Below are 20196 nucleotides of genomic sequence, written 5' to 3' on the forward strand. Positions count from 1 at the left end.
ATGAGTTTTACATTATTTAAAACTACATTAAAAAAGAACTGGACACTACTCCTTATTTTCTTTGGGGTGCTGACTATGTACATGACTATAATGATTTCCATGTATGACCCTAACGATATGGAAGCGCTGACATCCATGCTTAAATTGCTTCCAGAAGATATAATGAAAGCTATGGGTTTCACAAATGTTGTTACAGACCTTACAGGTTATCTTGCAAGTTGGCTTTATGGACTATTAATGTTTGGATTTCCTATGGTTTACTGCATAATTCTCGGAAATAGACTAGTGGCAAGGATGGTAGATAATAGTTCATTTGTATATCTTCTATCCACACCTAATTCAAGATCCAAAATCATAATTACACAAGGTATCTATGCGCTAGTTTCTATAATAGTGCTGTTTATAGCCTTATTTGGAGTAGGTGTTATATTTAGTGAAGTTATGTTTTCAGGCAGCTTGGACATTAGGCAATTTTTAAGTCTAAACTTCACAACAATGCTTGTTAATATGGTTGTAATGATGATTAGCTTTTTCTTCTCATGCTTGTTTAATGAAACAAAATTGTCACTTGCTTTTGGGGCAGGCATTCCAATAGCATTTATTCTTATGAATATGCTAGGTGGCGCATCAGAAGATATGGAGATATTGAAAAGTATATCTATTTATGGTTTTTATGATCCAGTAAAATTGGTTCAAGGTAGTGATATATTGGGTATTAATCTTATCTATATTGGTATAATTATTTTTCTTTTCGTTGCTAGTGTGCTGATTTTTAAAAAGAGAAGACTACCATTATAGTTTTTTTGAATTAAGAAAGCTGTTTATTTTAGAGCATCTCTATATAGAGGTGCTTTTATACATTTTATTTAAGTTATGTTATAATAAGTATATAAGGGAGTAATTGTAAATTGTTACGCATTACCATATAAGGGGGTATATATTTGAGGGATATACTAATATTATCTTTATATCCATTATCAATAATGTTTTATTGTATAGCAATTTTGGGATATATAAGGCATATAAAGGTTTCCAAGAAACTTAAAAAGCAAAAGGATACAGAGATAGAAAATAAGGAAACAGTTAGTAAAGAAACTTTAGATGAACTTAAGGTAGCAATTAGATTAATTTTAATTGGTTCTATAACCCCAATAGCCCTTGGAATAATTAGAATATTAATTTTGAAGGAATAATTTAAAAACTTACTATATTATTATTTAACTATAATTTAAGATGAAATAGTATGAGCCTATGGGGAGAAATCCTTCAAGGCTTCTTTTGTTTCAGAGGAATTTATGGTATTTTATAGAATATGTTACCATAAAGCAATCATTATGTAAAAAAAGCATATATACAAATGCATTTAAGCAACGGAGCTAAAAGGAGGATTGAAGCATGCTAAAAGTGGAGGAACTTCTAAATTTCGATTTAGACCCGATACCTAGATATCTTTTAATGCGTGATGTGTTAAAGCTAGATAGTAAAAATGAAGAATTAATGATTGCTAAAAGCATGGTCATCCAAACAAAATGGGTTAAGGATATTATACAACTTCAGTGGAACGATGGGTCATGGGGACAGTTTCATAGTATGAGTCAATCTTCTCAATCATCAATTACCACAGAACAAGCATTAAGAAGATTATTAATATTAGGGCTGGATAAGAATGATGAAGTGATTCAGAGAGCGATTATTTATATGGAGAAATATTTAAATGGAGAATTGACTTTAAGAGACCGTGAGGAGAAAAAACATGACTGGGCTATGTTGACAAGATTGTTTGTAGCAACATGGATATTAATATTTGATTCAACTAATGATTTAGCTAGAGGAATAGCTAAAGATTGGTCAAGAATTATTACCCACGCATTTTTAGAAGATGAATATAACCATAATGCTTATAAAGAAGCATATTATGATATTCACAAATCATCTAAAGAAAAGTATCTGTGGGGATTTGATAACTTTTATGTTGTGTCTATACTTAATGGAATGTTGTCTAGTCGTATTGAATCGAAGTTTTTAGATTATATAATCGAATCTAGAAAAGGAATATATTATATTTATGATAGATGCTCAAAAATACCTCCGGGTAATTTTTACTCAAAAACTGCAAGCAGGTATATAAATGTACATGAATTATTAAGTAATTATACAGGTGCTAAACCGAAGCTTCAATATTTTGTTAAGTGGGTAAATGACAATATATCAGAAGACGGATTTTGGGATATGGGACAATTGGTTAAAGATAATATTCAATTTCCTTTATCTCATTCATGGAGAGAACATGTTAATAGAAAGATTGACTGTACGGTTAGGATACAAAAAATATTATCAAGGCTAGATAAATAGTAATTTGAGGAGGGGTTTTATGGTTAAAATTAGAGCTATTGTCTTTGATTTATTTGATACATTGCTTCATGATATTAAATTTGATTTTGATTCAGGTTTATCTTATCTACATAAAATATTTTGCTAATATACATTTTAGTGCGGATTATAAGATAAGGAAGCCCCATAAAGATTTATTTAAAATTGTATTTGATGATATTAAAAAGTATGATACTACCATCGAAATGGAACAGGTTTACTTCATTGGCGATAACTTTGAAGCTGATATTCTTGGGGCTGAAAAATTTGGCTTTACACCTGTTTTTATAAACCGCAAACATGATAACCATATTAATAACAATAATTTTATTGAGATTAAATCCCTAAATGAATTATTAGAAATAATTAGATAAAAATAGGCATGTTAGACAAAGTGTAGTAATCACTGATAATGATATATTGGAGAATGAATGGTAGTGAAAGATTACCATTGAAAGAAGCAATTCAGCAAAGTATTATAAATGAATTGTCAAATCCTAATTTGTTTATATATGTGGTTGAAGTGGAAAGACGATATATTGGTTGGATTTCATTAATTTATATGCCGAAAGTTAGTAAATACAATGGTTTTAGACATGTTTATGTTGATGAATTATGGATTCATCCTTCATATCGCAGAAATGGGTTTGCCTATGAATTAATGAAAAAGGCAGAGGCATTAAGGCAAGAAAAGAGTGCTACAGGCATTAGGCTATATGTAGATATTGATAACATTGGTGCAAAAAAATTATATGAACAATGTGATTTTAGTGTTTCATGTTCAGCATACTTAATGGAAAAGTAGTTGCAATTATAAATTTCTTTAAATTGAAAGTTTCTTAAATTAGGTAATGAAATTAAATTAATAAATAATAAGCAATTATATATGGGAAGATAAAAAGCCTGTTTCACTTTGATATCGTAATTAAATCCATAAATATTGATAGGGTTAAAAGATATAATTCAATTGTTGATTTTTATATTGAATGGAACAAAGCATTAAGGACATTATAAACACAATCTTATGTAACATAAGACTAAGTAAAGGTTATTTATACAATACTTTATAATAGATTATAATTCAATAAAAAGAAACTAGGAGGTTTGTCATGACGCAGAAGAAATATTGGAATACTGTCGCAGAAAAAAAAGATTTTACAACACCTTTTCACTTTGAAGAGTTTGCTAAATTTGTTAATAAGGAAGGTATTATTCTAGATGTAGGTTGTGGTTATGGAAGAACATTAGAACAGTTAAATCTAGAAGGGTATGGCAATTTAATAGGAATTGACTTCTCAGAGAAAATGATCGAGCGAGGGATGGTGAAATATCCTCATTTAGATTTGAGGGTAATGCAAGGAGATAAGATTGAATTAGATAGTGAAAGCTGTGATGCGGTTATTTTATTTGCAGTGCTAACGTGTATTGTTAATGATAAAGAACAGGTAGCCTTGCTAAAAGAAATAGAGCGTGTTTTGAAACCTAATGGGATTCTGTATATCAATGATTTCTTACTAAATACAGATGAACGCAATATAGAACGTTATAAGTTATATCAAGATAAATACCAAAAATATGGTGTGTTTGAATTACCTGAAGGTGCTGTAGTTAGGCATCACGATATAAAATGGGTTGAGCAATGCGTGCAGCTATTTGATAAATTGATTTTAAATCAGGTGGTATATACAACTATGAATGGAAATAAATCAAATGGCTATTACTATTTAGGGAGAAAACGAGGATAATCATAAAGCTAATGATAATAATTATTAGTTAGGATAATTCACACTCTTCTTATTTTGAATTTGTTCATAAGTTTTTTAGTTAACACCTAAACTTTGCCTTCTTCTTAATTTATCCACCTTATAGGGCACATTTTATATAGCTCCTATTTTATAGTGCAAAAATGATATAAATAAATAATTGCATATTATTATTAATACTACATAAAATATCACCGAGAGGTGACTATTATATGAAAAAATATATTGTAATCTTATTAATTTTAGTAACTACTATATTGGGTACACCTATTACAACTTATGCATCTTCACGAAATATGTATAAAGAGGGTTTTTATAAAATATCGGATTTTAATCATTCAAAAGATGGTTCTTACCATGTTGAAAATATATCAGCATATAGTGTTTCTGTTATTGTTTTTAATGAAAATAACATTAACACACAAGTCTTATATCTAGAACCTAAATCATCAAGACATTATTTAGTTTCTCTTAAATCTGAATATAAAATCGTAATAGTTGGTGATGGTGAAGTACATATTGATGCAGGCATAAAATAATACGATCCTATATTTTTTATATAGTTATTATAAAATAATTATACTTATCATTAAATGGCTTTGATTTAAAATCAAAGCTATTTATTTTAGAGCATCTCTATATAGAGGTGCTTATTTACATACAATTTATTGTAATCATGCTATAATAAGTATTATATTTATGATTAAAAATGAAAAAATTTAGGAAATTGCGTTCAAATTAATTTAGGAGGGTATTTAATGTATCAATATTATAAGGGATTGATTATTAGAGAAGGTGCAGATGGAATTAAGGGAGATATAATTAAAAAAATGTACAATGAGGTTGGTTGGGTGTCTGCAAGTCAACCGTTATGGCTAGATGAAAAGTATGAAATCTGTTTTAAAAATTCATCATGGGTTTTCACTGTATGGGATAAGGAAGATATGGTAGCTATGGTAAGGGTCGTATCAGATAAAGTAATGACAGCAACAATCCAAGACCTAGCTGTGAAAGAAGAATATCGAGGAAAAGGCATAGGTAAAAAACTTGTGGACCTGTGTTTAGAACAGTGGCCTTATTAGCTTCAAAAATGAAAGTTAATATAGATAGTGAAGATGAACTTATTCATCTTATTCACAATTCTAAAATTGATTTTTCTTATTTAGATAATCAATTTAAAATATATTTATATGGAGAGGATGTATCTGAATATATTAGAACACCAGAAATTTCAAAGGCATCCTCTAAAATTGCCTCATCTCCTACAATACATAAGGAGTTAACTAAACTATTACACAAGTTAGTTAATGGAAAAAACATTCTAATAGAGGGAAGGGCAACAGGAAGTGCCATGTTTCAAAATGCATTTTTAAAGGTTTATTTGGATGCGTCAATTGAAGAAAGGGCAACACGTAGGTTCAATGAATGGAGAATTGAAAAAAAGGACATTACTTTAGATTACGTTACTAATCAAATAAAAGAGAGAGATTTCTTAGACACTAATAGAGAATATGCTCCATTGAAATGTGTGGAAAATGCAATTTATATTGATTCTTCAACTATTATTCCTGAAGAAGTATGTGAAATAATACTTAAGGAGATTATAAACAAGATAGAATCAAGGAGTAATAACGATGAAACAAAATTATGAAGTTAATTACATTAACTATTGTAATGAATTAAATTGCAAGTTAACAAATTTAAAGACTTATAATATCTATGAAGAAATACGTAATGTGCATAAAACTCACAAAGTATTTATGGAAAACAATGTTATTGATGTCTATAATATTAAATTTGAAGATATAAAATTAATAGATATAGATATTTTAAATGTAATGGGGATATTAGCTAATAAGGCAATTTCAGAAGAGGAGGCTAAAGTATGGGAATCTATTTTCCTTGACATACCTCAAATAAAGTTATCATGGGAATACTATAATATGCCTAGCATATGGCAGTTTTTAATAAAACTTTATTATTCACAAGTTAATCATAAAAATTCTTTTCATAACGTTTTTATGATTCATGATGATCTTATAAATACAAAAGGAATTTCGGTTGCTTTAAAGGAAGTAAAAGAAAAACGTAAATATTACAAGGAACTAATTAGTTTTAAAAAACATTCCAATGATAATATTATGCAGTTGAAAGAAGCGGTTATGCTTTTTAAACCACCTATTGCTGAAAATTTTGATACAATAGTTGAATTATTAAAGAGAATAAATTATTTTGGTTATGAAATAGTGGCTATGAAATTTTTAAGTGGAGAATACTTTGAAAAATATCCTGATATATTAACTAACTTCTATAAAGAAGCATATAGTGGCTATGAATCAGATAGCATACCTAGTTACATTATGGATAATATCGAGAAAATATATGATACTCCAGAATTTGAATTTTTTTTTGATGAGAAATTTTCTAAAAATATGGTAGTTCCAGCAAGGAAGTTGATTACCGAGTATGGGCTAACTGAAAATGAAATTAATGAAATATGGAGCACTTCACGACCAGATATTTCTTTTGAAGAATTGAAAAAAAAGTTTTCTATTGATAGTATAGAAATTGATGAGGATGGATTGACACTGAAAAAAGCAAATAAATGGTACAAGGTTCCCAAAAATATTATTGATAATGATAATAAAAGTATAGTATGGTTTAGAAATAATCTATGTTTTGGTTTAAATAAGGTTGGGAGAGCGCGTACAGTTTTCCCTATTAGAGATTCTCGAATTCGAAATGGAAAACCTACTATTATATTAAATGGATACGTACCTAGCTTAATCGAATTATTTAAGGAACCACAAGAAGTAATTACCATAGCTTGTATTATTAGAAATTCAAACTCGAAAAGTTCTTCATGGGAATTGTTAAGAAAATGTCTTTCAGGTGATGATGATAATCCTAGAGGTAATTGCATTTTGGGTAGTATAAGGAAAGATGCTACAATTGGTGAAATTCCTCTTAATATTGACCCAATGGATAAACTATTATTAAATGGATTAAAAAATATTGTGCATTTAAGTAATGGGCCTTTGGAAGGAATTTCAGAAATGGAGTCCCTTTTCAAAATTAAAATTGTTGAAACAGCTTTTGGTGAATTATTGGTTAAAAATGGTTACAAAGAACAATGTATACAACATTTATTAACCAATCCAAAGGTAGTATTACAAAATAATATTGATATTAATAATGATAAAAGTGTATTTGAATTAACAGCAAAAAAAGAGCCTAGAGAAGCATTGACAATTATTCAAACATACTTTCCATTATCATAATTAGAATTGGTCTTATGATTGAGATAACAAGGGGGATTGACATGGAAAAGTTGCTTGCAGATAAAACTAGTGGTGAAAACGTTACTGTAAAAGTAGGAGACGTTATTATCGGTGGAAAGAAAAAAGTTTTGATTTCAGGACCGTGTTCTGTGGAAAATATGGATTTGATGATGCAAATTGGTACGAGTCTCAAGGCAATTGGAGTCGATATTTTAAGAGGTGGTGCTTTTAAACCTAGAACTTCACCCTATGCTTTTCAAGGACTCCAATATGAAGGTCTCAAGATATTATATGAAGTTGGCAAGGAAAATAATTTACCAGTAGTTACGGAGGTAATGGATATCAAAGATATAGATATCGTTTTGAAACATTGCCACATGATACAAATTGGTTCAAGAAATATGTACAATTATAGTTTGCTCAAGGAAGTAGGAAAACTCAAAGATGTTCCAATTTTATTGAAAAGAGGGATGAGTGCCACTTTAAGGGAATGGATTTATGCCGCTGAATATATAATGTCTCAAGGAAATCTTAATGTTGTATTATGTGAAAGAGGAATAAGAACATTTGAATCATTTACAAGAAATACATTGGATTTATCTATTGTTGCAGCTATAAAACAAAAATATAGAATACCTATTATTGTTGATCCAAGTCATGGTACAGGATTAAGTGAATTAGTACCTCAAATGTCAATAGCATCATTATGCTCTGGAGCTGATGGTTTAATGATTGAAAGTCATATAAATCCTGAAAAATCAATATCTGATGCTAGGCAAACTGTTTCTATAGAGAGTATGGCGAAAATAGTCTGCTTAGCAAAAAAATATGAATCGTTATATTAAATATAAACGGTTATTGATGTTTTAAACTTAGCTTTTGAGGAAATTCACCAAATAGAAAGTGAAATGCATAAATTAGAAGATGAAATGAAAAATTTAGAAGTTGCTGATTTAATTATATTATAAACATAAACAAAAGCCAGTGCTTAACGTTATTAAGCATTGGCTTATAATTTCTAAATTAAATCCAAAATACCGGTACTCTAATTTTGAAGCCTATCCCTCGATAGGTGGGTGCCCTCACAGATGTCTCAATTGCCTTCAATGCCGTAAAAAAGGACTCATAAGAAGGGTACATTTCCTCATTTAAATATTGAACTCCCTAAATTTAAATGTAGGTTCAAAATAAGAGCTTAACGCATATTTCGGAAATATTAACTATAGCATATTGGAAATTAGTGCAATAAAACGGTTAGTATGATACACTTTTTTTATGAGTTAAGTCATAGTGGTATTATATGATGAATTAATGATTTATAAATAGCAATTTGTAGAGAAGATTATTTATATTTTTTGAGGTGAAAAGTAATGAGGAGTCTTGAATATACAGAGATGAGGGCTAAAATAATTGATCGATTGAAAGAACAGAAAAATGTTGTATTAGCAACCTGCGAAAATGGAAAAGTTACTGCTAGAACTGTTTACTGCACATCAAATGAATTGAAAATATATTTTATGACTTCGAAAGCCTATGCGAAATATAAACAAATTATTAAAAATCCTTTAGTGGCAATGTGTTTTAATAATGTACAAATACAAGGAAGAGCAGTCGTATTAGGACATCCATCAAGTGATGAAAATAAAGAAATTTTAGAGAGATGTGAGCATCTTGATAAGGAATTTATGTATTGGGCTAAATATAAAAATACGGTACTCATTGAAGTAGATATTACTGAAGTTGAGTGTTGGAATAATAATGGGCGTGAATATATAGATGTACTAAATAAAAAGAGTTATAGAATTGGATAATATTAGATTTTTAAGAAAGATGGTGAGTGAATTGGATATTAAGTTAGCGAGTCCAGAAGAAATCAAAATAGTAACTAATATTTCAAAGAGAGCTTTCGATACAGACGTAATGGTAGGTGCCGATGAGGTAGGAGGGCCACCCAATTATGATTCTGAAAAATGGCATAAAAAAATGATGTTAAGTCATAATTTATACACTATAAAGCAGGAGGATTATCTCATTGGCGGAGCCGTTTTATTTCAGGATAAAAGAAATAAGGAGATTATGTATGTGGGAAGAATATTTATAGATCCAAAAGAGTATAAAAAAGGTTTAGGATTAGAATCAATGAAATATATTGAAAATATGTTTCCCAAGATTACAACATGGCGCTTAGAAACTCCGGTTTGGAATATAAGAACAAATTCATTTTATAAAAAGCTTGGATATTTGGAAATGCACAGAGATAAGGAATCTGTTTATTATCAAAAAGAGGTATGAGTATAATGAGAAGTTTATCAAATTCCAATTTGTAGGGTTGATATAACATATTTTTTATTCAGTTATGTCGTACCTTTCTTAAATGGCGAAACTAATATACAATTAAATAATTTATTTACAGTACCGTATTATTCAAAATGAATATGCGGTATTTTTTAGTGCGCAATTCAAAAAAATAATGAAATACCTAAGAATATATGGGTACCCTACATCTATTTCATTTTCTTTGCTACAATTGTATGGATTGACATACCATATATTCTTCCTACAAAAAACTTAATGTCAAAAACCAACTATGACTACACCTATAAACAAGTACGTGCATATGACTATACCTATATACTAGAAAATGAAATAGATTCAGATTTACTAGATAATTTAACTTGGATAGATAATACTAAAGATGGCGAAGTGGATAAGTGAGTCAGTATAATTGATGAGTTGTCTTGTAAAAAAGCTAGGAGGCCTAAGGATTGGTATAAATATAGTCTTGAATTTATAGCAAGCTATGATGAAGATGAATATACTACTTATACTGAAGGTGTATTTTCTATTACATTTTATGATGATAACGTAATTGGTTTTCGAGAACAAGATCAATATAAGGAAAAATATTACAAAATCCAAGATAAGGATTTTGATATTAAAAAGATTATGGAATTGTTAAAATAGTTATTTAATATAAAGAATTAGTAAAAGACAATATTTAAAGCATCTCTTTATAGGGGTGCTTTTTACATGCATACATTTTATTGTAATTATGCTATAATAAGTATATGTAACCATGTTTGCAAATGAAAAATTGTAAGATATTGTGAACCTATCAAGGTAATAAATATACATAATTATCTATAGGAGACAATGATGATTATATAAGTTTCAATTATTTGAATTTATAAAAAGGGGGATATACTTATGCTTGAAAAAGTACCAACAGAAGAGGAATTGAATCAATTAATGGAAGAGGATGTATTTAAAACTTGGTGTGCTATCAATAACTTCATTAAGGATAATTACGATATGGATATGCTATGGGATAATGGCGGGAAAACAGGTGTCTTTGAATTAAAATATCGTAAGAGTGGAAAAACATTTTGTGCGTTGTATCCAAGAGAAAAAGGTATGAGAGTTTTAATTATATTGGGAAAGAATGAACGAGAAAAATTTGAAACTGCAAGGAAAGACTTCTCTGAATATATTAATAATTTCTATGATAATACTCGCCAGTATCATGATGGGAAATGGTTATATTTAGATATAATAAGTAACACAGTAATCGCAGATATAGAAAGATTATTATGTATAAAGAAAAAACCAAATAGAAAGAGAGCGCAATTATCATGAATATAACAAGATGTGGATATTGTTGCGACTTATGCAAAGCATTTGAGCCAAATATAAAAGAAAATGACCAGCGAAAAGAACTTTCAAAAGCATGGAAGGATTATTATGACCTTGATATTTTAGCAGAAGATATACATTGTGATGGATGTAGATGTGAAAAAGAAAATCGAAAACTTATTGATACCAATTGTCCTGTAAGAAAATGTGTTATAGAAGAAAATTTAAATCATTGTGGAGAATGTAACAAATATCCCTGTTCCACTTTTAATCAAAGGCAAGGACTTTCAGCAAATGAAGCAAAAGAAAAATTAGGAGAAAACTATGATGCTTCTAAATATAATGAGTATTTACTTGCTTATGATAATAAATCAAGAATTGACGAGTATAAGAAAAATAAATTTTAATATGGAAATCGTCAATTTAGGTAGAACTTTATTTCGGACTTTTTATTTATGGCGAATTATCAACAAAGTTACTAATATGTTATACACAGAAAAAGGTATAAAAAGAAAAGAGGTGAGTTTTAATATAATAGTATTATGTGAGTTAATTGGCTATTAAACTACTGAATAAACAAGAATTTGTAATGGAGATTAGTTATATTTTCTGAGAGCTTAATTTTGAATTGGCAGAAAGCAAACATTAGGTGAAACGTAAAATCGTCCATCCATTAAAATTTAACGAATACTTCAAAATGTGAGGTGAAGAAATCATGACAGATAAAAAAATTATAGTACAATTTACCATGCTGACATTTTGCATAGCCTATGTTGTGTCAGGTGCTTTGATTACTCTTGGGCAGTTCGGATATTCGGTTTACAATTGGGTTCACTCGTTACAGCAATTCGGGATGAACATTCCTTTTGCAATCTATATTTTGTCACCCGCTATTGCTTCATATATCGTTTTGAAGAAGAATAACAAAATAGTAGATTTTAAGGAATGGTTGAAAACTGTTTTTTATTTTAAAAATAAAATTTCCCTCTATTTGTTCGTTGTTGCAGGGCTTGCTCTGTATTTTTTGATACATATTGCAGTTTCAGGTCGTACGGAAATGGTGCTTCCATTTTATACATTCTTCCTTTCTCTACCTGGGGGGCTTATTATTCCATACCATGTTCAATGCAGCATCCCCCATCTTTGGCACCATGACTATGACTTGGGTAGGAACTGTTGTCGCAAATGCTATGATTATTATTGTTTCAATTGTAACTGTTGTGATGTACAACAAAAAAGGAGGTAATAGTACAAGTATAATCTGTGTTCGCTAAATCCACTTTATCGAGTAAGTTAAATAACTAATTAAAAAGTATTACCAAGATAGATTTAAATATTAAATTAATGAAAATACCGTATTATTCAAGAATGAATATACGGTATTTTTTAGTGCTCAATTCAAATAAATTCAGACCAAATGTGTAGGACAACCCTGCATCCTTATATAAATTGTTCTTTGAAAATTGAATAGTACGGTATTTACAGGATATGTTATAATAAATTTATAATAGTATTAGAGTAGATTATTAAATTTTGAGGAGTGAAATCATATGAGTTTTCTTTTATTCAACAACAATAAATTACGTTAGTAATTAATAAAAATAGTTATTTGTAAAAACTTATGAAAACACATAGGTTTATTTGTTGTGAAAAAGGAGCTAAAAATATGAAAATAGATGATAGTATTATTAAATATTGTTTGAAAAATGTAATGTTTATTACTGGTACAGCTTATGCTGGAAAATCAACAATGGTTAAGCGGCTTGCGGAAAAGTACAATTTAATTTCACGTGAAGAAAATTACCATTTTAATATGACAAGTAAAATTGCAAAGCCAGACTTATTTCCTAATGTTTGTTATTTTGAAACCATGAAAGATTGGCAGGAGTTTGTTAATAGAAGTCCTGAATCATATGAAAAATGGATTGTGGAAAGTAATTTGGAGATTGCAGAATTTGAAATAGCAGAATTAATTAGAGTGTCTAAGGACAGAAAAGTTATCGTTGATACAAATATCCCAATAGAATTATTAAAAAATATCGCTGATTACAATCAAGTTGCAATTATGCTATCACCACAATCAATGGCTGTAGGACAGTTTTTTGATAGAGATGATGCTGATAAAAAATTTATAAAAGCACAAATTATGCAGTCTAAAAATCCAGAAAAGACTATGGCTAATTATTTAGAAGGAATTGCAAGGGTAAATAGCCAAGAACATTATGAAGAATATAAAAATAGTGGCTTTTTTACACTAGTTAGAGATAATATTGGAGTTGATACTAAGGAAGAGACGCTGAGTGCATTGGCTAAACATTTTGGACTTATAGACGAAGAAATAACTAAACAATATTAATTTATTACAAAATAAAATTAAAAATAGATGCCGTATTATTCAAATGAATATGCGGTATTTTTTATTTCGTAATTCAATAAAATTCAGACCAAGTGTGTAGGACAACCATGCATCCTTATATAAATTGTTCTTTGAAAATTGGATAGTATGGTACTAATAATTATTATATTAATTATGGAACCTATGGTATATAATTACATTAAGCTGTTAGTTGCTAAACTAGAATATGAATAGTAATTTATTTGTAGGGGAGTAAATTTATGAAAACAGGAAAAGGGTGTCCAAAGTGTAACGGAGCAAATATAATTAGAATAGAGGGAAGCGTAAAAGGATATGGCACTGGAAATAATATTCCAATAGGAGCTACGATTTTTTCATATGTAAAAGTACCACGATATGTATGTTGTGATTGTGGATATAGTGAAGAATGGATTGACTTAAAAGATATACCAAGGTTAAAAAAGAAATTTAAATAAAACTAAAAGGAGAGGTATTTATGATAATGATAGAACGTGCTGAATTGGAGGATGCACAAGCCATAACAGAAATAAAGACTATTGCTTATAATAAAGAAATTAACACATATTTAGGTAGAAATGGAGGACCTCCAGGTTATGATAAGGTCGAGTCTCAAATTTATATTATCAAAAACTTTATTGCTTACAAAATTGAATTAGATAATCAAATTATAGGGGCATTGTTCCTTATCCCTTTAGATGATAATAAGATGAGATTCGAGGATTTTGTAATAGAACCATCATTTCAAGGAGAAGGTTATGGTTATAGAGTAATGGAATTGATTGAAAAAACATATCCAGATATAAAAGAATGGTTTCTATCTACTCCAGTATTTAGTGTTGGCAATCAACATTTATATAAAAAATTTGGTTATTGTGAAATAAGTAGAAATGATGATGAAATAGAGTATTGTAAAAGAATTATATAATATATATTCCAATTTAGCAAATAGATTTAAATGAATAATTTTAGCATATGTGAAGTAGAGATTAAATTATGTTCTTTGAGGGGGAGAGCCAACATTTTCGACAAAACCCCCGCTAAGAGCAAAAGTGGGTAAATTAATTCTACAAATTGGAATTTAGCGAACTTCCTGTTATTCTCATAACAGGAAGTTATGGTTTTCTTGCAAGTTGTAAATCTATTGTATCGCATATAGTAATAATACCACCGTTGTCATTAATTGCTTCTTTTATTTCATCAAAAAATTTCATTCTTGTGGTTTCTTCAATAGCAATGTGGTCTGAATAAGTACCCAATAATGATGTATATTCGTCAGCTGTAAAAGTTCTTGTTCTATGATAGAGTCTATAACTTACATCTATAAATCCATATTTGTAAGCTATATTTGCTATATTTTTAGCATTTTCCTCACTATATTCATCTCCACCTAATGAATCAGGCATATACTTTGCATATATATTTTCAAATGCAATATGTATGTTATTGCGTTTCTTATCTTTGTATGGGTGATTAGCAAATCGTGCAAAAATACCACCGCTTTTTAGTATGTCAAATACTTTGGTATATCCTATATCTTCAGGAATCCAGTGAAAGGCTGATGCTGAAAAGATGAGGTCAAATGAATTAGAAGGACACTCAAAATCTTGAAATGCAAGATTTTTAACATTAAATTTATCATAATCTTTAAACTTATGTTTTGAAAATTCCGCTAATTGGTCACCTAATTCAATTGCAGTTAAACTACAACCTGTTTTAAGTATTGGCAACGTAGCTTGTCCAGTTCCTATTCCAACCTCAAGCACATTGCTTGACGGATTTATTTCTTTTACATCAAAAATATCATCATATAGATCTTTAACATAAGTAGGACGCCACTTGTCGTATTCAGTGTAAACAGAGTTAAATGTGGTTTCTAAACCTTTAATCATTGACATTTTTTACCCTCCCATTATATAAATAATTTCCTGGTCAAATTATTATTTATTGAGTTGTTTTACAACTTTCATATGTAACATTGTATTATGTATAACTGAATTATACCATTACTTGCAAATAACCACTATACACTAATGGTTGTAATTTACAGAATGATTATCCGTTTTATTTTTCAGCAACCGAGAAAGTTTGAAAGAGTGGAGAGGTTACATGTATTGATATAGCAGAAGGAATGGTTAATGAAATTTATTCAAGCTAATTATAACATTATATTCAAATAATGTTATAATTAGTTTATTGATTAGTGTGTAATTTTTAGATATTGTAGATTGAAGAATATTTAATTTAATGGGGGTATAACAATGAGGTTTGGAGCAATTGGATTATATGTAAATAACATGGAAACCATGGTCAAATTTTATAAAGATGTAATGGGGTTAAATATAAATTGGGATGGTAGTGGATTTGCAGTCGTCGAAATGGAAGGACAAATTCATCATTTTATTTTAAGCACAAGAGAAGGTTTTGAAAATTCTATACCTGAGGTATTTCATTGGAGTAAAGGCATAAACGGTAATATGGAGATTTGTTTTGACGTTCCTAAGTATTCTGATGTAGACATAGAATTTGAACGTGTTATAAAGGCAGGAGCAAAACCAATTTATAGGCCTACTACTGAATCTTATGGTATGCGAATCTGCTATGTTGCAGACCCAGAAGGAAACCTTATTGAAATATGTTCAGGTAATGACGATACCAACAATACAGAATAATCATAATTTGAGTTTAGTTAGTTCATTATCTTCTTAAATGACGTGACAAATATACTTATCTGAAAATAGCTTTGAATAAGACCTGCAACTGGCAGTTGCGAAAGTTCAAGGTCTCTTTGGTAGAATGCAACTGAGCAAAATGCTAAACTAAAAGCAAGAAAACAGGAGGTGGTCTTTATGACATTTGGGGAAAAACTACAATTATTAAGAAAATCAAAATGTATGTCTCAAGAACAACTTGCTACACAAATTAATGTATCAAGGCAAGCTATTTCAAAATGGGAGCTCGGTGAATCAAATCCTGATGTGGAAAAAATTGTACAAATAAGCAATATTTTTGATGTAACAACAGATTATCTTTTGAAAGATGAACAAGAGATCAGCATAAGCAAAATTACACTTCAAAGGAACAAAAATGATGTTACCGCACAAATTTTATTAATATCTTCTGTAGCATTTTTGGCAATCGGTTTATTTTGCGCATTTGGCGGTTGGTATGAAGAGCAATCTGCTGAAGCTATTTGGGGTGGAATGATTATACAAATTGTCGGTATTGTAGGTTACTTCATTGGAAAGATATATTCTCAATCAAAAATACCACTTGTAATAAACTTCGCTAATTTAGCCCTTGGTCTATTTATGCCAATTTCTATTGCGATTTCGTTATTATGCAGACAGGTAATTTCTCCTTATCCTACAGATATTTATGCCATTGCGGTATTTATTGTTGTATATATCATTACTTTGATTTTTAGTTATATTATTCTGAAAAAGCAACAAAGAAAATGAGCATAATGCTAAGCTAACAAATTCCAATTTATCTAATAGATTAGATAATATTTCAAGTTTTTTTGAATTATACATCACTCTGTTGTGGGAAATTGACGAGGCTTTTTTAGAGAATCTTTTAAAGGCAACCACAAAAAAAGTACAACTTTCACTATGCCTCGCAAAGCCCACAAGAGAGGCGTTAAAGGTAGTAAAAGCAGTAAAATTATTGCTGCATGAAGTTTATAACACTTTATGTAAAAATAATTTCCCATTATAAATATCATTCATAGGCAAAGAAATTCAGGATTCAAGGAAATTTCGAGCTAAAATTACATATGACGAAATAATAAATTTTACAACTAGACTTGCACCTTACGTAGAGCAATGATTTACAATTAAAATATACGTTATTGGGATGTATTTAAAAATTATCTATAATATAATAAGGAGAACATCAACTATGATATACTCTGAAGAGCAAATCAATATTTACTTACGTAAAATCGGGTACAATAAGAAGATTGAATTAAACGGAAAAACACTTTAACAATTACAAATTGCTCATTTGAAGAATATTCCATATGAAAACTTGGATATTTTAAATCAAGTTCCGCTGTCTCTTAATGCAGAAGATTTATTCAAAAAAATGATATTAAACCATAGGGGTGGGTATTGCTTTGAGTTAAACGGATTATATAGCAATTTGTTAAAAAGCCTTGGATTTAATGTTACAAACTTGTCAGGACGTTTTGCTAATGATGAGACTACTATTAAGATGCGAAGCCATCGTATACTTAAAGTCACAACGAATGATGGTATCTATATATGTGATGTGGGCGTGAGAAATGAATCTCCTAGAATGGCACTTAGATTGATAGATGGGTTAATACAAAATGATGGTGTAAGTGAATATAGATTTGAACATGATGACTTTTATGGGAATATTCTTTGGCAGAAGGAGCAAGGTAAAAGTTGGAAAAGAATTTATGGTTTTACAGAAGAACCTCAACTGGACATTGATTATGTCATGCCTTCTTTTTTCTGTGAAAAACATCCACAATCGCTTTTTACTGGTTATAAAAAGATATCAATTTTTACTGATACATCTAATATTACACTTGTAGGCGACACTTTAAAATTTTATGAAAATGCAAAAGTAATAAAGAAAGTTGAGTTAAAAAATGAAGAAGAAATTGATGATACACTTGAAAAGTATTTTAGGATAAAAATAAATGATTAGTAAAATTATAGAACTAATGGCAGTTGTAATTGTGTTACATTTTTCTTAAATGACGTAACAAATATGTAATTAGAAAATTGAACAGTACGGTATTTGAAAATATGCTATAATGTGGATAAAAACAGATGAAAAATATGTTAAAGATGAATTTTATAATACATTCTTAATTAATTAAACTACCGTACTATTCATAAATAGTTGCATTTAAAGGGGTGATACTGAAATGGTATTTTGGATTTTTATGATGGTTATGGATTTATTAATTCCATTTACAATGGTTGGGTTTGGTAAATACTTTATCAAAAACGCACCAAAAGAAATTAACGAGGTTTTTGGATACCGAACCTCTATGTCTATGAAAAACAAAGAAACTTGGGAGTTTGCACACCATTATTGTGGAAAACTATGGCTAACAATAGGATTCTTTATGCTTATACCTTCTGTGATAGCTATGTTGTTTGTAATTGGAAAAGATGAAAGTGTTGTAGGAACTTTTGGTGGCATAATTTGTGGTATACAACTTATTTTCTTAGTTGGTTCGATATTTCCTACGGAGAGAGCCTTAAAGAGTAATTTTGACGAACATGGCAACAGAAAAGAAGCTTAATTCTCATTCCTGAATATTCTTAAATGTGAACAAAAAATTATTTACATTAGCATAGGAGGATATTTTTTTGAAATTGGTGTTTTTAATCGGGAATGGAGCAGTAGGGAAAATGACAGTTGGACAAGAACTTATGAAAATTACAGATTTACGCTTGTTTCATAATCATATGACTATTGAACCAGTTATTGAAGTATTCGGCTATTTTCATGGGAAATCAATAAGTAAAATGAGAGAGATTATTTTTGAAGAATTTGCAGCATCAAGCAACTATGGATTAATATTTACATATATGTGGGCCTTTGACCAAAAGTCCGATTGGGATTCTGTTGAACATGTAACTAATATCTTTAGAAAAAATGGTGCTGATATTTATTATGTGGAACTTGTTGCAACTCAAGAAGTAAGATTGCAAAGAAATATTACTGAAAATCGCTTAAAGCATAAGGCTTCAAAGCGAGATATTGAAATTTCTAATCATAGGCTAATCGATAATGATAAGAATTATCGTTGCGTTAGTAATGATGATGAGATACCATTTGACAATTATATCAAAATTGACAATTCCAATCTTTCAGCAGAACTTGTTGCAAAAATGATAAAAGAACACTTTAATTTATGATTTTATAAACAAAGTAAGAATAGCATTTAATTCACGTTAAATACAATTTATTCTATTGTTGCAATGAAAGATAATGAAATTGTTGTTAGGTATTTTCACTTTTAGTTATAAAATATAATAAACCATATTTAAAGCATCTCTTTACAGAGGTGCTTTTGTATTTTAATATAGTTTGTTGTAATGTGCTATAATAAGTAATTGTAAATGAATAATTATAAAAAATGCGAACTAGCAGCTATTTATATAATCTTATGGATAAACATGAATTTGCAAAACATTGGAGGAACAATATGAAAGATAATAATAAAACAAACAAGTTAACTAATGTATTATTTATAATTTATTTGATTGCATTATTTTGGATTATAGTATTTAAATTTAATGTACGATTACCTTCTTTGAGAAATATGAGAAGTATAAACTTAATTCCTTTTAGTGAACCTTTAATCTTAAATGGTAAAATTGCTTTTAGTGAAATCATTATGAATGTAGTGATTTTTGTACCGCTTGGTATATATGCAGGAATCTTATTTAAAAGATGGAGTATTGGAAAAAAACTTTTCTTGTTTTTCTTAATTAGTTTAATATGTGAAGTATTCCAATTTATTTTGAATGTTGGGGCTTCTGATATTACGGATATAATTAATAATACTTTAGGCGGAATAATTGGATTAATGATATATAAAGGAATTGAAAAAGCATTCAAAAATAGTGTTAAGGCACAAAAATTCATAAATATAATTGCAACAATAGGAACTATCTTAGTGATTTTATTGTTATTATTACTAATGATAAACAACATATGGATATTTAGACATTAATACTTTACATACTGATCCTATGTATGTTTTAGAGGATTGTCAGGA

27 protein-coding genes, 1 other RNA gene and 1 pseudogene are annotated in these 20196 nt (G+C 29.1%); 27 read left to right on the forward strand and 2 right to left on the reverse strand.

Going from position 1 to position 20196, the window contains the following annotated elements:
• The 11 genes from ABDZ93_RS00755 to aroF all read left to right on the forward strand — a co-directional run bounded on the left by ABDZ93_RS00755 (nt 1) and on the right by aroF (nt 8259).
• Nucleotides 1–798 (forward strand): ABC transporter permease subunit, encoded by a 798-nt coding sequence (locus ABDZ93_RS00755; RefSeq protein WP_343822719.1) that lies wholly within the window; start codon nt 1–3, stop codon nt 796–798.
• Between the two features lie 143 nt (nt 799–941).
• Nucleotides 942–1193 (forward strand): hypothetical protein, encoded by a 252-nt coding sequence (locus tag ABDZ93_RS00760; protein ID WP_343822720.1) that lies wholly within the window; start codon nt 942–944, stop codon nt 1191–1193.
• Between the two features lie 202 nt (nt 1194–1395).
• Complete coding sequence (locus ABDZ93_RS00765) at nt 1396–2352, forward strand: hypothetical protein (protein ID WP_343822722.1); 957 nt, start codon at nt 1396–1398, stop codon at nt 2350–2352.
• 86 nt (nt 2353–2438) lie between these two features.
• A complete protein-coding gene (locus ABDZ93_RS00770) occupies nt 2439–2744 on the forward strand; it encodes an HAD family hydrolase (protein WP_343822724.1) in 306 nt (101 codons plus the stop codon).
• Between the two features lie 38 nt (nt 2745–2782).
• Nucleotides 2783–3175, forward strand: a complete 393-nt coding sequence (locus tag ABDZ93_RS00775) for a GNAT family N-acetyltransferase (protein WP_343822727.1) — start codon at nt 2783–2785, stop codon at nt 3173–3175.
• Between the two features lie 304 nt (nt 3176–3479).
• Entirely contained in the window at nt 3480–4115 is a 636-nt protein-coding gene (locus ABDZ93_RS00780; protein WP_343822728.1) for a class I SAM-dependent methyltransferase, read from the forward strand.
• A 230-nt stretch (nt 4116–4345) separates the two neighbouring features.
• Complete coding sequence (locus ABDZ93_RS00785) at nt 4346–4672, forward strand: hypothetical protein (RefSeq protein WP_343822729.1); 327 nt, start codon at nt 4346–4348, stop codon at nt 4670–4672.
• Nucleotides 4673–4891: 219 nt separating this feature from the next.
• Nucleotides 4892–5215 carry a GNAT family N-acetyltransferase gene (locus tag ABDZ93_RS00790; protein ID WP_343822732.1) on the forward strand — a complete coding sequence of 108 codons (324 nt, stop codon included), beginning with the start codon at nt 4892–4894 and terminating at the stop codon, nt 5213–5215.
• A complete protein-coding gene (gene cmk / locus ABDZ93_RS00795) occupies nt 5203–5784 on the forward strand; it encodes a (d)CMP kinase (protein WP_343822734.1) in 582 nt (193 codons plus the stop codon). Before ABDZ93_RS00790 ends, cmk begins: the two co-directional genes overlap by 13 nt.
• Complete coding sequence (locus tag ABDZ93_RS00800) at nt 5768–7414, forward strand: hypothetical protein (RefSeq protein ID WP_343822735.1); 1647 nt, start codon at nt 5768–5770, stop codon at nt 7412–7414. Before cmk ends, ABDZ93_RS00800 begins: the two co-directional genes overlap by 17 nt.
• Nucleotides 7415–7455: 41 nt before the next feature.
• Nucleotides 7456–8259, forward strand: a complete 804-nt coding sequence (gene aroF, locus ABDZ93_RS00805) for a 3-deoxy-7-phosphoheptulonate synthase (protein WP_343822737.1) — start codon at nt 7456–7458, stop codon at nt 8257–8259.
• Nucleotides 8260–8436: 177 nt separating this feature from the next.
• Here the strand turns inward: aroF and ssrS are convergent.
• A non-coding RNA gene (gene ssrS, locus ABDZ93_RS00810) (6S RNA) lies at nt 8437–8631 on the reverse strand.
• A 153-nt stretch (nt 8632–8784) separates the two neighbouring features.
• Between ssrS and ABDZ93_RS00815 the strand changes: the two genes are divergently transcribed.
• The 10 genes and pseudogenes from ABDZ93_RS00815 to ABDZ93_RS00860 all read left to right on the forward strand — a co-directional run bounded on the left by ABDZ93_RS00815 (nt 8785) and on the right by ABDZ93_RS00860 (nt 14349).
• Nucleotides 8785–9225, forward strand: a complete 441-nt coding sequence (locus tag ABDZ93_RS00815; protein WP_343822739.1) for a pyridoxamine 5'-phosphate oxidase family protein — start codon at nt 8785–8787, stop codon at nt 9223–9225.
• Entirely contained in the window at nt 9218–9706 is a 489-nt protein-coding gene (locus ABDZ93_RS00820) for a GNAT family N-acetyltransferase (RefSeq protein WP_343822740.1), read from the forward strand. The genes ABDZ93_RS00815 and ABDZ93_RS00820 overlap by 8 nt, the downstream gene beginning before the upstream one ends.
• A gap of 279 nt (nt 9707–9985) precedes the next feature.
• The gene (locus ABDZ93_RS00825) at nt 9986–10129 is read left to right on the forward strand and encodes a hypothetical protein (RefSeq protein WP_343822742.1); all 144 of its coding nucleotides are present in this window, start codon (nt 9986–9988) and stop codon (nt 10127–10129) included.
• Between the two features lie 18 nt (nt 10130–10147).
• Nucleotides 10148–10378, forward strand: coding sequence for a hypothetical protein (locus ABDZ93_RS00830; RefSeq protein WP_343822743.1), 231 nt, complete (start codon nt 10148–10150; stop codon nt 10376–10378).
• 243 nt (nt 10379–10621) lie between these two features.
• A complete protein-coding gene (locus tag ABDZ93_RS00835; RefSeq protein ID WP_343822744.1) occupies nt 10622–11050 on the forward strand; it encodes a DUF3788 domain-containing protein in 429 nt (142 codons plus the stop codon).
• Nucleotides 11047–11454 (forward strand): DUF3795 domain-containing protein, encoded by a 408-nt coding sequence (locus ABDZ93_RS00840; protein WP_343822746.1) that lies wholly within the window; start codon nt 11047–11049, stop codon nt 11452–11454. Before ABDZ93_RS00835 ends, ABDZ93_RS00840 begins: the two co-directional genes overlap by 4 nt.
• A 308-nt stretch (nt 11455–11762) precedes the next feature.
• Nucleotides 11763–12321 (forward strand): annotated as a pseudogene (locus ABDZ93_RS00845) (hypothetical protein).
• A 347-nt stretch (nt 12322–12668) separates the two neighbouring features.
• Entirely contained in the window at nt 12669–13403 is a 735-nt protein-coding gene (locus tag ABDZ93_RS00850; RefSeq protein ID WP_343822748.1) for a hypothetical protein, read from the forward strand.
• A gap of 260 nt (nt 13404–13663) precedes the next feature.
• Nucleotides 13664–13879, forward strand: coding sequence for a hypothetical protein (locus ABDZ93_RS00855; protein ID WP_343822750.1), 216 nt, complete (start codon nt 13664–13666; stop codon nt 13877–13879).
• Between the two features lie 20 nt (nt 13880–13899).
• Nucleotides 13900–14349 carry a GNAT family N-acetyltransferase gene (locus ABDZ93_RS00860; protein WP_343822752.1) on the forward strand — a complete coding sequence of 150 codons (450 nt, stop codon included), beginning with the start codon at nt 13900–13902 and terminating at the stop codon, nt 14347–14349.
• 187 nt (nt 14350–14536) lie between these two features.
• On the opposite strand, the gene ABDZ93_RS00865 is transcribed toward ABDZ93_RS00860, so the two are convergent.
• Entirely contained in the window at nt 14537–15319 is a 783-nt protein-coding gene (locus tag ABDZ93_RS00865; RefSeq protein ID WP_343822754.1) for a class I SAM-dependent methyltransferase, read from the reverse strand.
• Between the two features lie 363 nt (nt 15320–15682).
• Between ABDZ93_RS00865 and ABDZ93_RS00870 the strand changes: the two genes are divergently transcribed.
• From ABDZ93_RS00870 to ABDZ93_RS00895, 6 genes are all read left to right on the forward strand, one after another.
• Nucleotides 15683–16093 carry a VOC family protein gene (locus ABDZ93_RS00870; RefSeq protein WP_343822756.1) on the forward strand — a complete coding sequence of 137 codons (411 nt, stop codon included), beginning with the start codon at nt 15683–15685 and terminating at the stop codon, nt 16091–16093.
• 177 nt (nt 16094–16270) lie between these two features.
• Nucleotides 16271–16882 (forward strand): helix-turn-helix domain-containing protein, encoded by a 612-nt coding sequence (locus tag ABDZ93_RS00875; protein WP_343822758.1) that lies wholly within the window; start codon nt 16271–16273, stop codon nt 16880–16882.
• A 538-nt stretch (nt 16883–17420) separates the two neighbouring features.
• Nucleotides 17421–18104 carry an arylamine N-acetyltransferase family protein gene (locus tag ABDZ93_RS00880; protein ID WP_343824486.1) on the forward strand — a complete coding sequence of 228 codons (684 nt, stop codon included), beginning with the start codon at nt 17421–17423 and terminating at the stop codon, nt 18102–18104.
• A 223-nt stretch (nt 18105–18327) separates the two neighbouring features.
• Nucleotides 18328–18711 (forward strand): SdpI family protein, encoded by a 384-nt coding sequence (locus tag ABDZ93_RS00885; RefSeq protein WP_343822760.1) that lies wholly within the window; start codon nt 18328–18330, stop codon nt 18709–18711.
• A gap of 76 nt (nt 18712–18787) precedes the next feature.
• The gene (locus tag ABDZ93_RS00890; RefSeq protein ID WP_343824488.1) at nt 18788–19330 is read left to right on the forward strand and encodes a shikimate kinase; all 543 of its coding nucleotides are present in this window, start codon (nt 18788–18790) and stop codon (nt 19328–19330) included.
• 290 nt (nt 19331–19620) lie between these two features.
• Nucleotides 19621–20151 (forward strand): VanZ family protein, encoded by a 531-nt coding sequence (locus ABDZ93_RS00895; RefSeq protein WP_343822762.1) that lies wholly within the window; start codon nt 19621–19623, stop codon nt 20149–20151.
• Nucleotides 20152–20196 lie beyond the last annotated feature (45 nt).

It is taken from the genome of Clostridium subterminale (genome assembly GCF_039521425.1).
Taxonomy (GTDB): domain Bacteria; phylum Bacillota; class Clostridia; order Clostridiales; family Clostridiaceae; genus Clostridium_J; species Clostridium_J subterminale.

Bases quoted from the DNA above. Each gene is read 5' to 3' on its own strand.
- ABDZ93_RS00850 (WP_343822748.1), top strand. From the start codon at position 12,669: ATGAAAACACATAGGTTTATTTGTTGTGAAAAAGGAGCTAAAAATATG.
- ABDZ93_RS00775 (WP_343822727.1), top strand. From the start codon at position 2,783: ATGATATATTGGAGAATGAATGGTAGTGAAAGATTACCATTGAAAGAA.
- ABDZ93_RS00790 (WP_343822732.1), top strand. From the start codon at position 4,892: ATGTATCAATATTATAAGGGATTGATTATTAGAGAAGGTGCAGATGGA.
- ABDZ93_RS00855 (WP_343822750.1), top strand. From the start codon at position 13,664: ATGAAAACAGGAAAAGGGTGTCCAAAGTGTAACGGAGCAAATATAATT.
- ABDZ93_RS00780 (WP_343822728.1), top strand. From the start codon at position 3,480: ATGACGCAGAAGAAATATTGGAATACTGTCGCAGAAAAAAAAGATTTT.
- ABDZ93_RS00875 (WP_343822758.1), top strand. From the start codon at position 16,271: ATGACATTTGGGGAAAAACTACAATTATTAAGAAAATCAAAATGTATG.
- ABDZ93_RS00870 (WP_343822756.1), top strand. From the start codon at position 15,683: ATGAGGTTTGGAGCAATTGGATTATATGTAAATAACATGGAAACCATG.
- ABDZ93_RS00815 (WP_343822739.1), top strand. From the start codon at position 8,785: ATGAGGAGTCTTGAATATACAGAGATGAGGGCTAAAATAATTGATCGA.
- aroF (WP_343822737.1), top strand. From the start codon at position 7,456: ATGGAAAAGTTGCTTGCAGATAAAACTAGTGGTGAAAACGTTACTGTA.
- ABDZ93_RS00785 (WP_343822729.1), top strand. From the start codon at position 4,346: ATGAAAAAATATATTGTAATCTTATTAATTTTAGTAACTACTATATTG.
- ABDZ93_RS00840 (WP_343822746.1), top strand. From the start codon at position 11,047: ATGAATATAACAAGATGTGGATATTGTTGCGACTTATGCAAAGCATTT.
- ABDZ93_RS00865 (WP_343822754.1), bottom strand. From the start codon at position 15,319: ATGTCAATGATTAAAGGTTTAGAAACCACATTTAACTCTGTTTACACT.
- ABDZ93_RS00895 (WP_343822762.1), top strand. From the start codon at position 19,621: ATGAAAGATAATAATAAAACAAACAAGTTAACTAATGTATTATTTATA.
- ABDZ93_RS00835 (WP_343822744.1), top strand. From the start codon at position 10,622: ATGCTTGAAAAAGTACCAACAGAAGAGGAATTGAATCAATTAATGGAA.
- ABDZ93_RS00885 (WP_343822760.1), top strand. From the start codon at position 18,328: ATGGTATTTTGGATTTTTATGATGGTTATGGATTTATTAATTCCATTT.
- ABDZ93_RS00860 (WP_343822752.1), top strand. From the start codon at position 13,900: ATGATAATGATAGAACGTGCTGAATTGGAGGATGCACAAGCCATAACA.
- ABDZ93_RS00755 (WP_343822719.1), top strand. From the start codon at position 1: ATGAGTTTTACATTATTTAAAACTACATTAAAAAAGAACTGGACACTA.
- ABDZ93_RS00800 (WP_343822735.1), top strand. From the start codon at position 5,768: ATGAAACAAAATTATGAAGTTAATTACATTAACTATTGTAATGAATTA.
- ABDZ93_RS00765 (WP_343822722.1), top strand. From the start codon at position 1,396: ATGCTAAAAGTGGAGGAACTTCTAAATTTCGATTTAGACCCGATACCT.
- ABDZ93_RS00825 (WP_343822742.1), top strand. From the start codon at position 9,986: ATGTCAAAAACCAACTATGACTACACCTATAAACAAGTACGTGCATAT.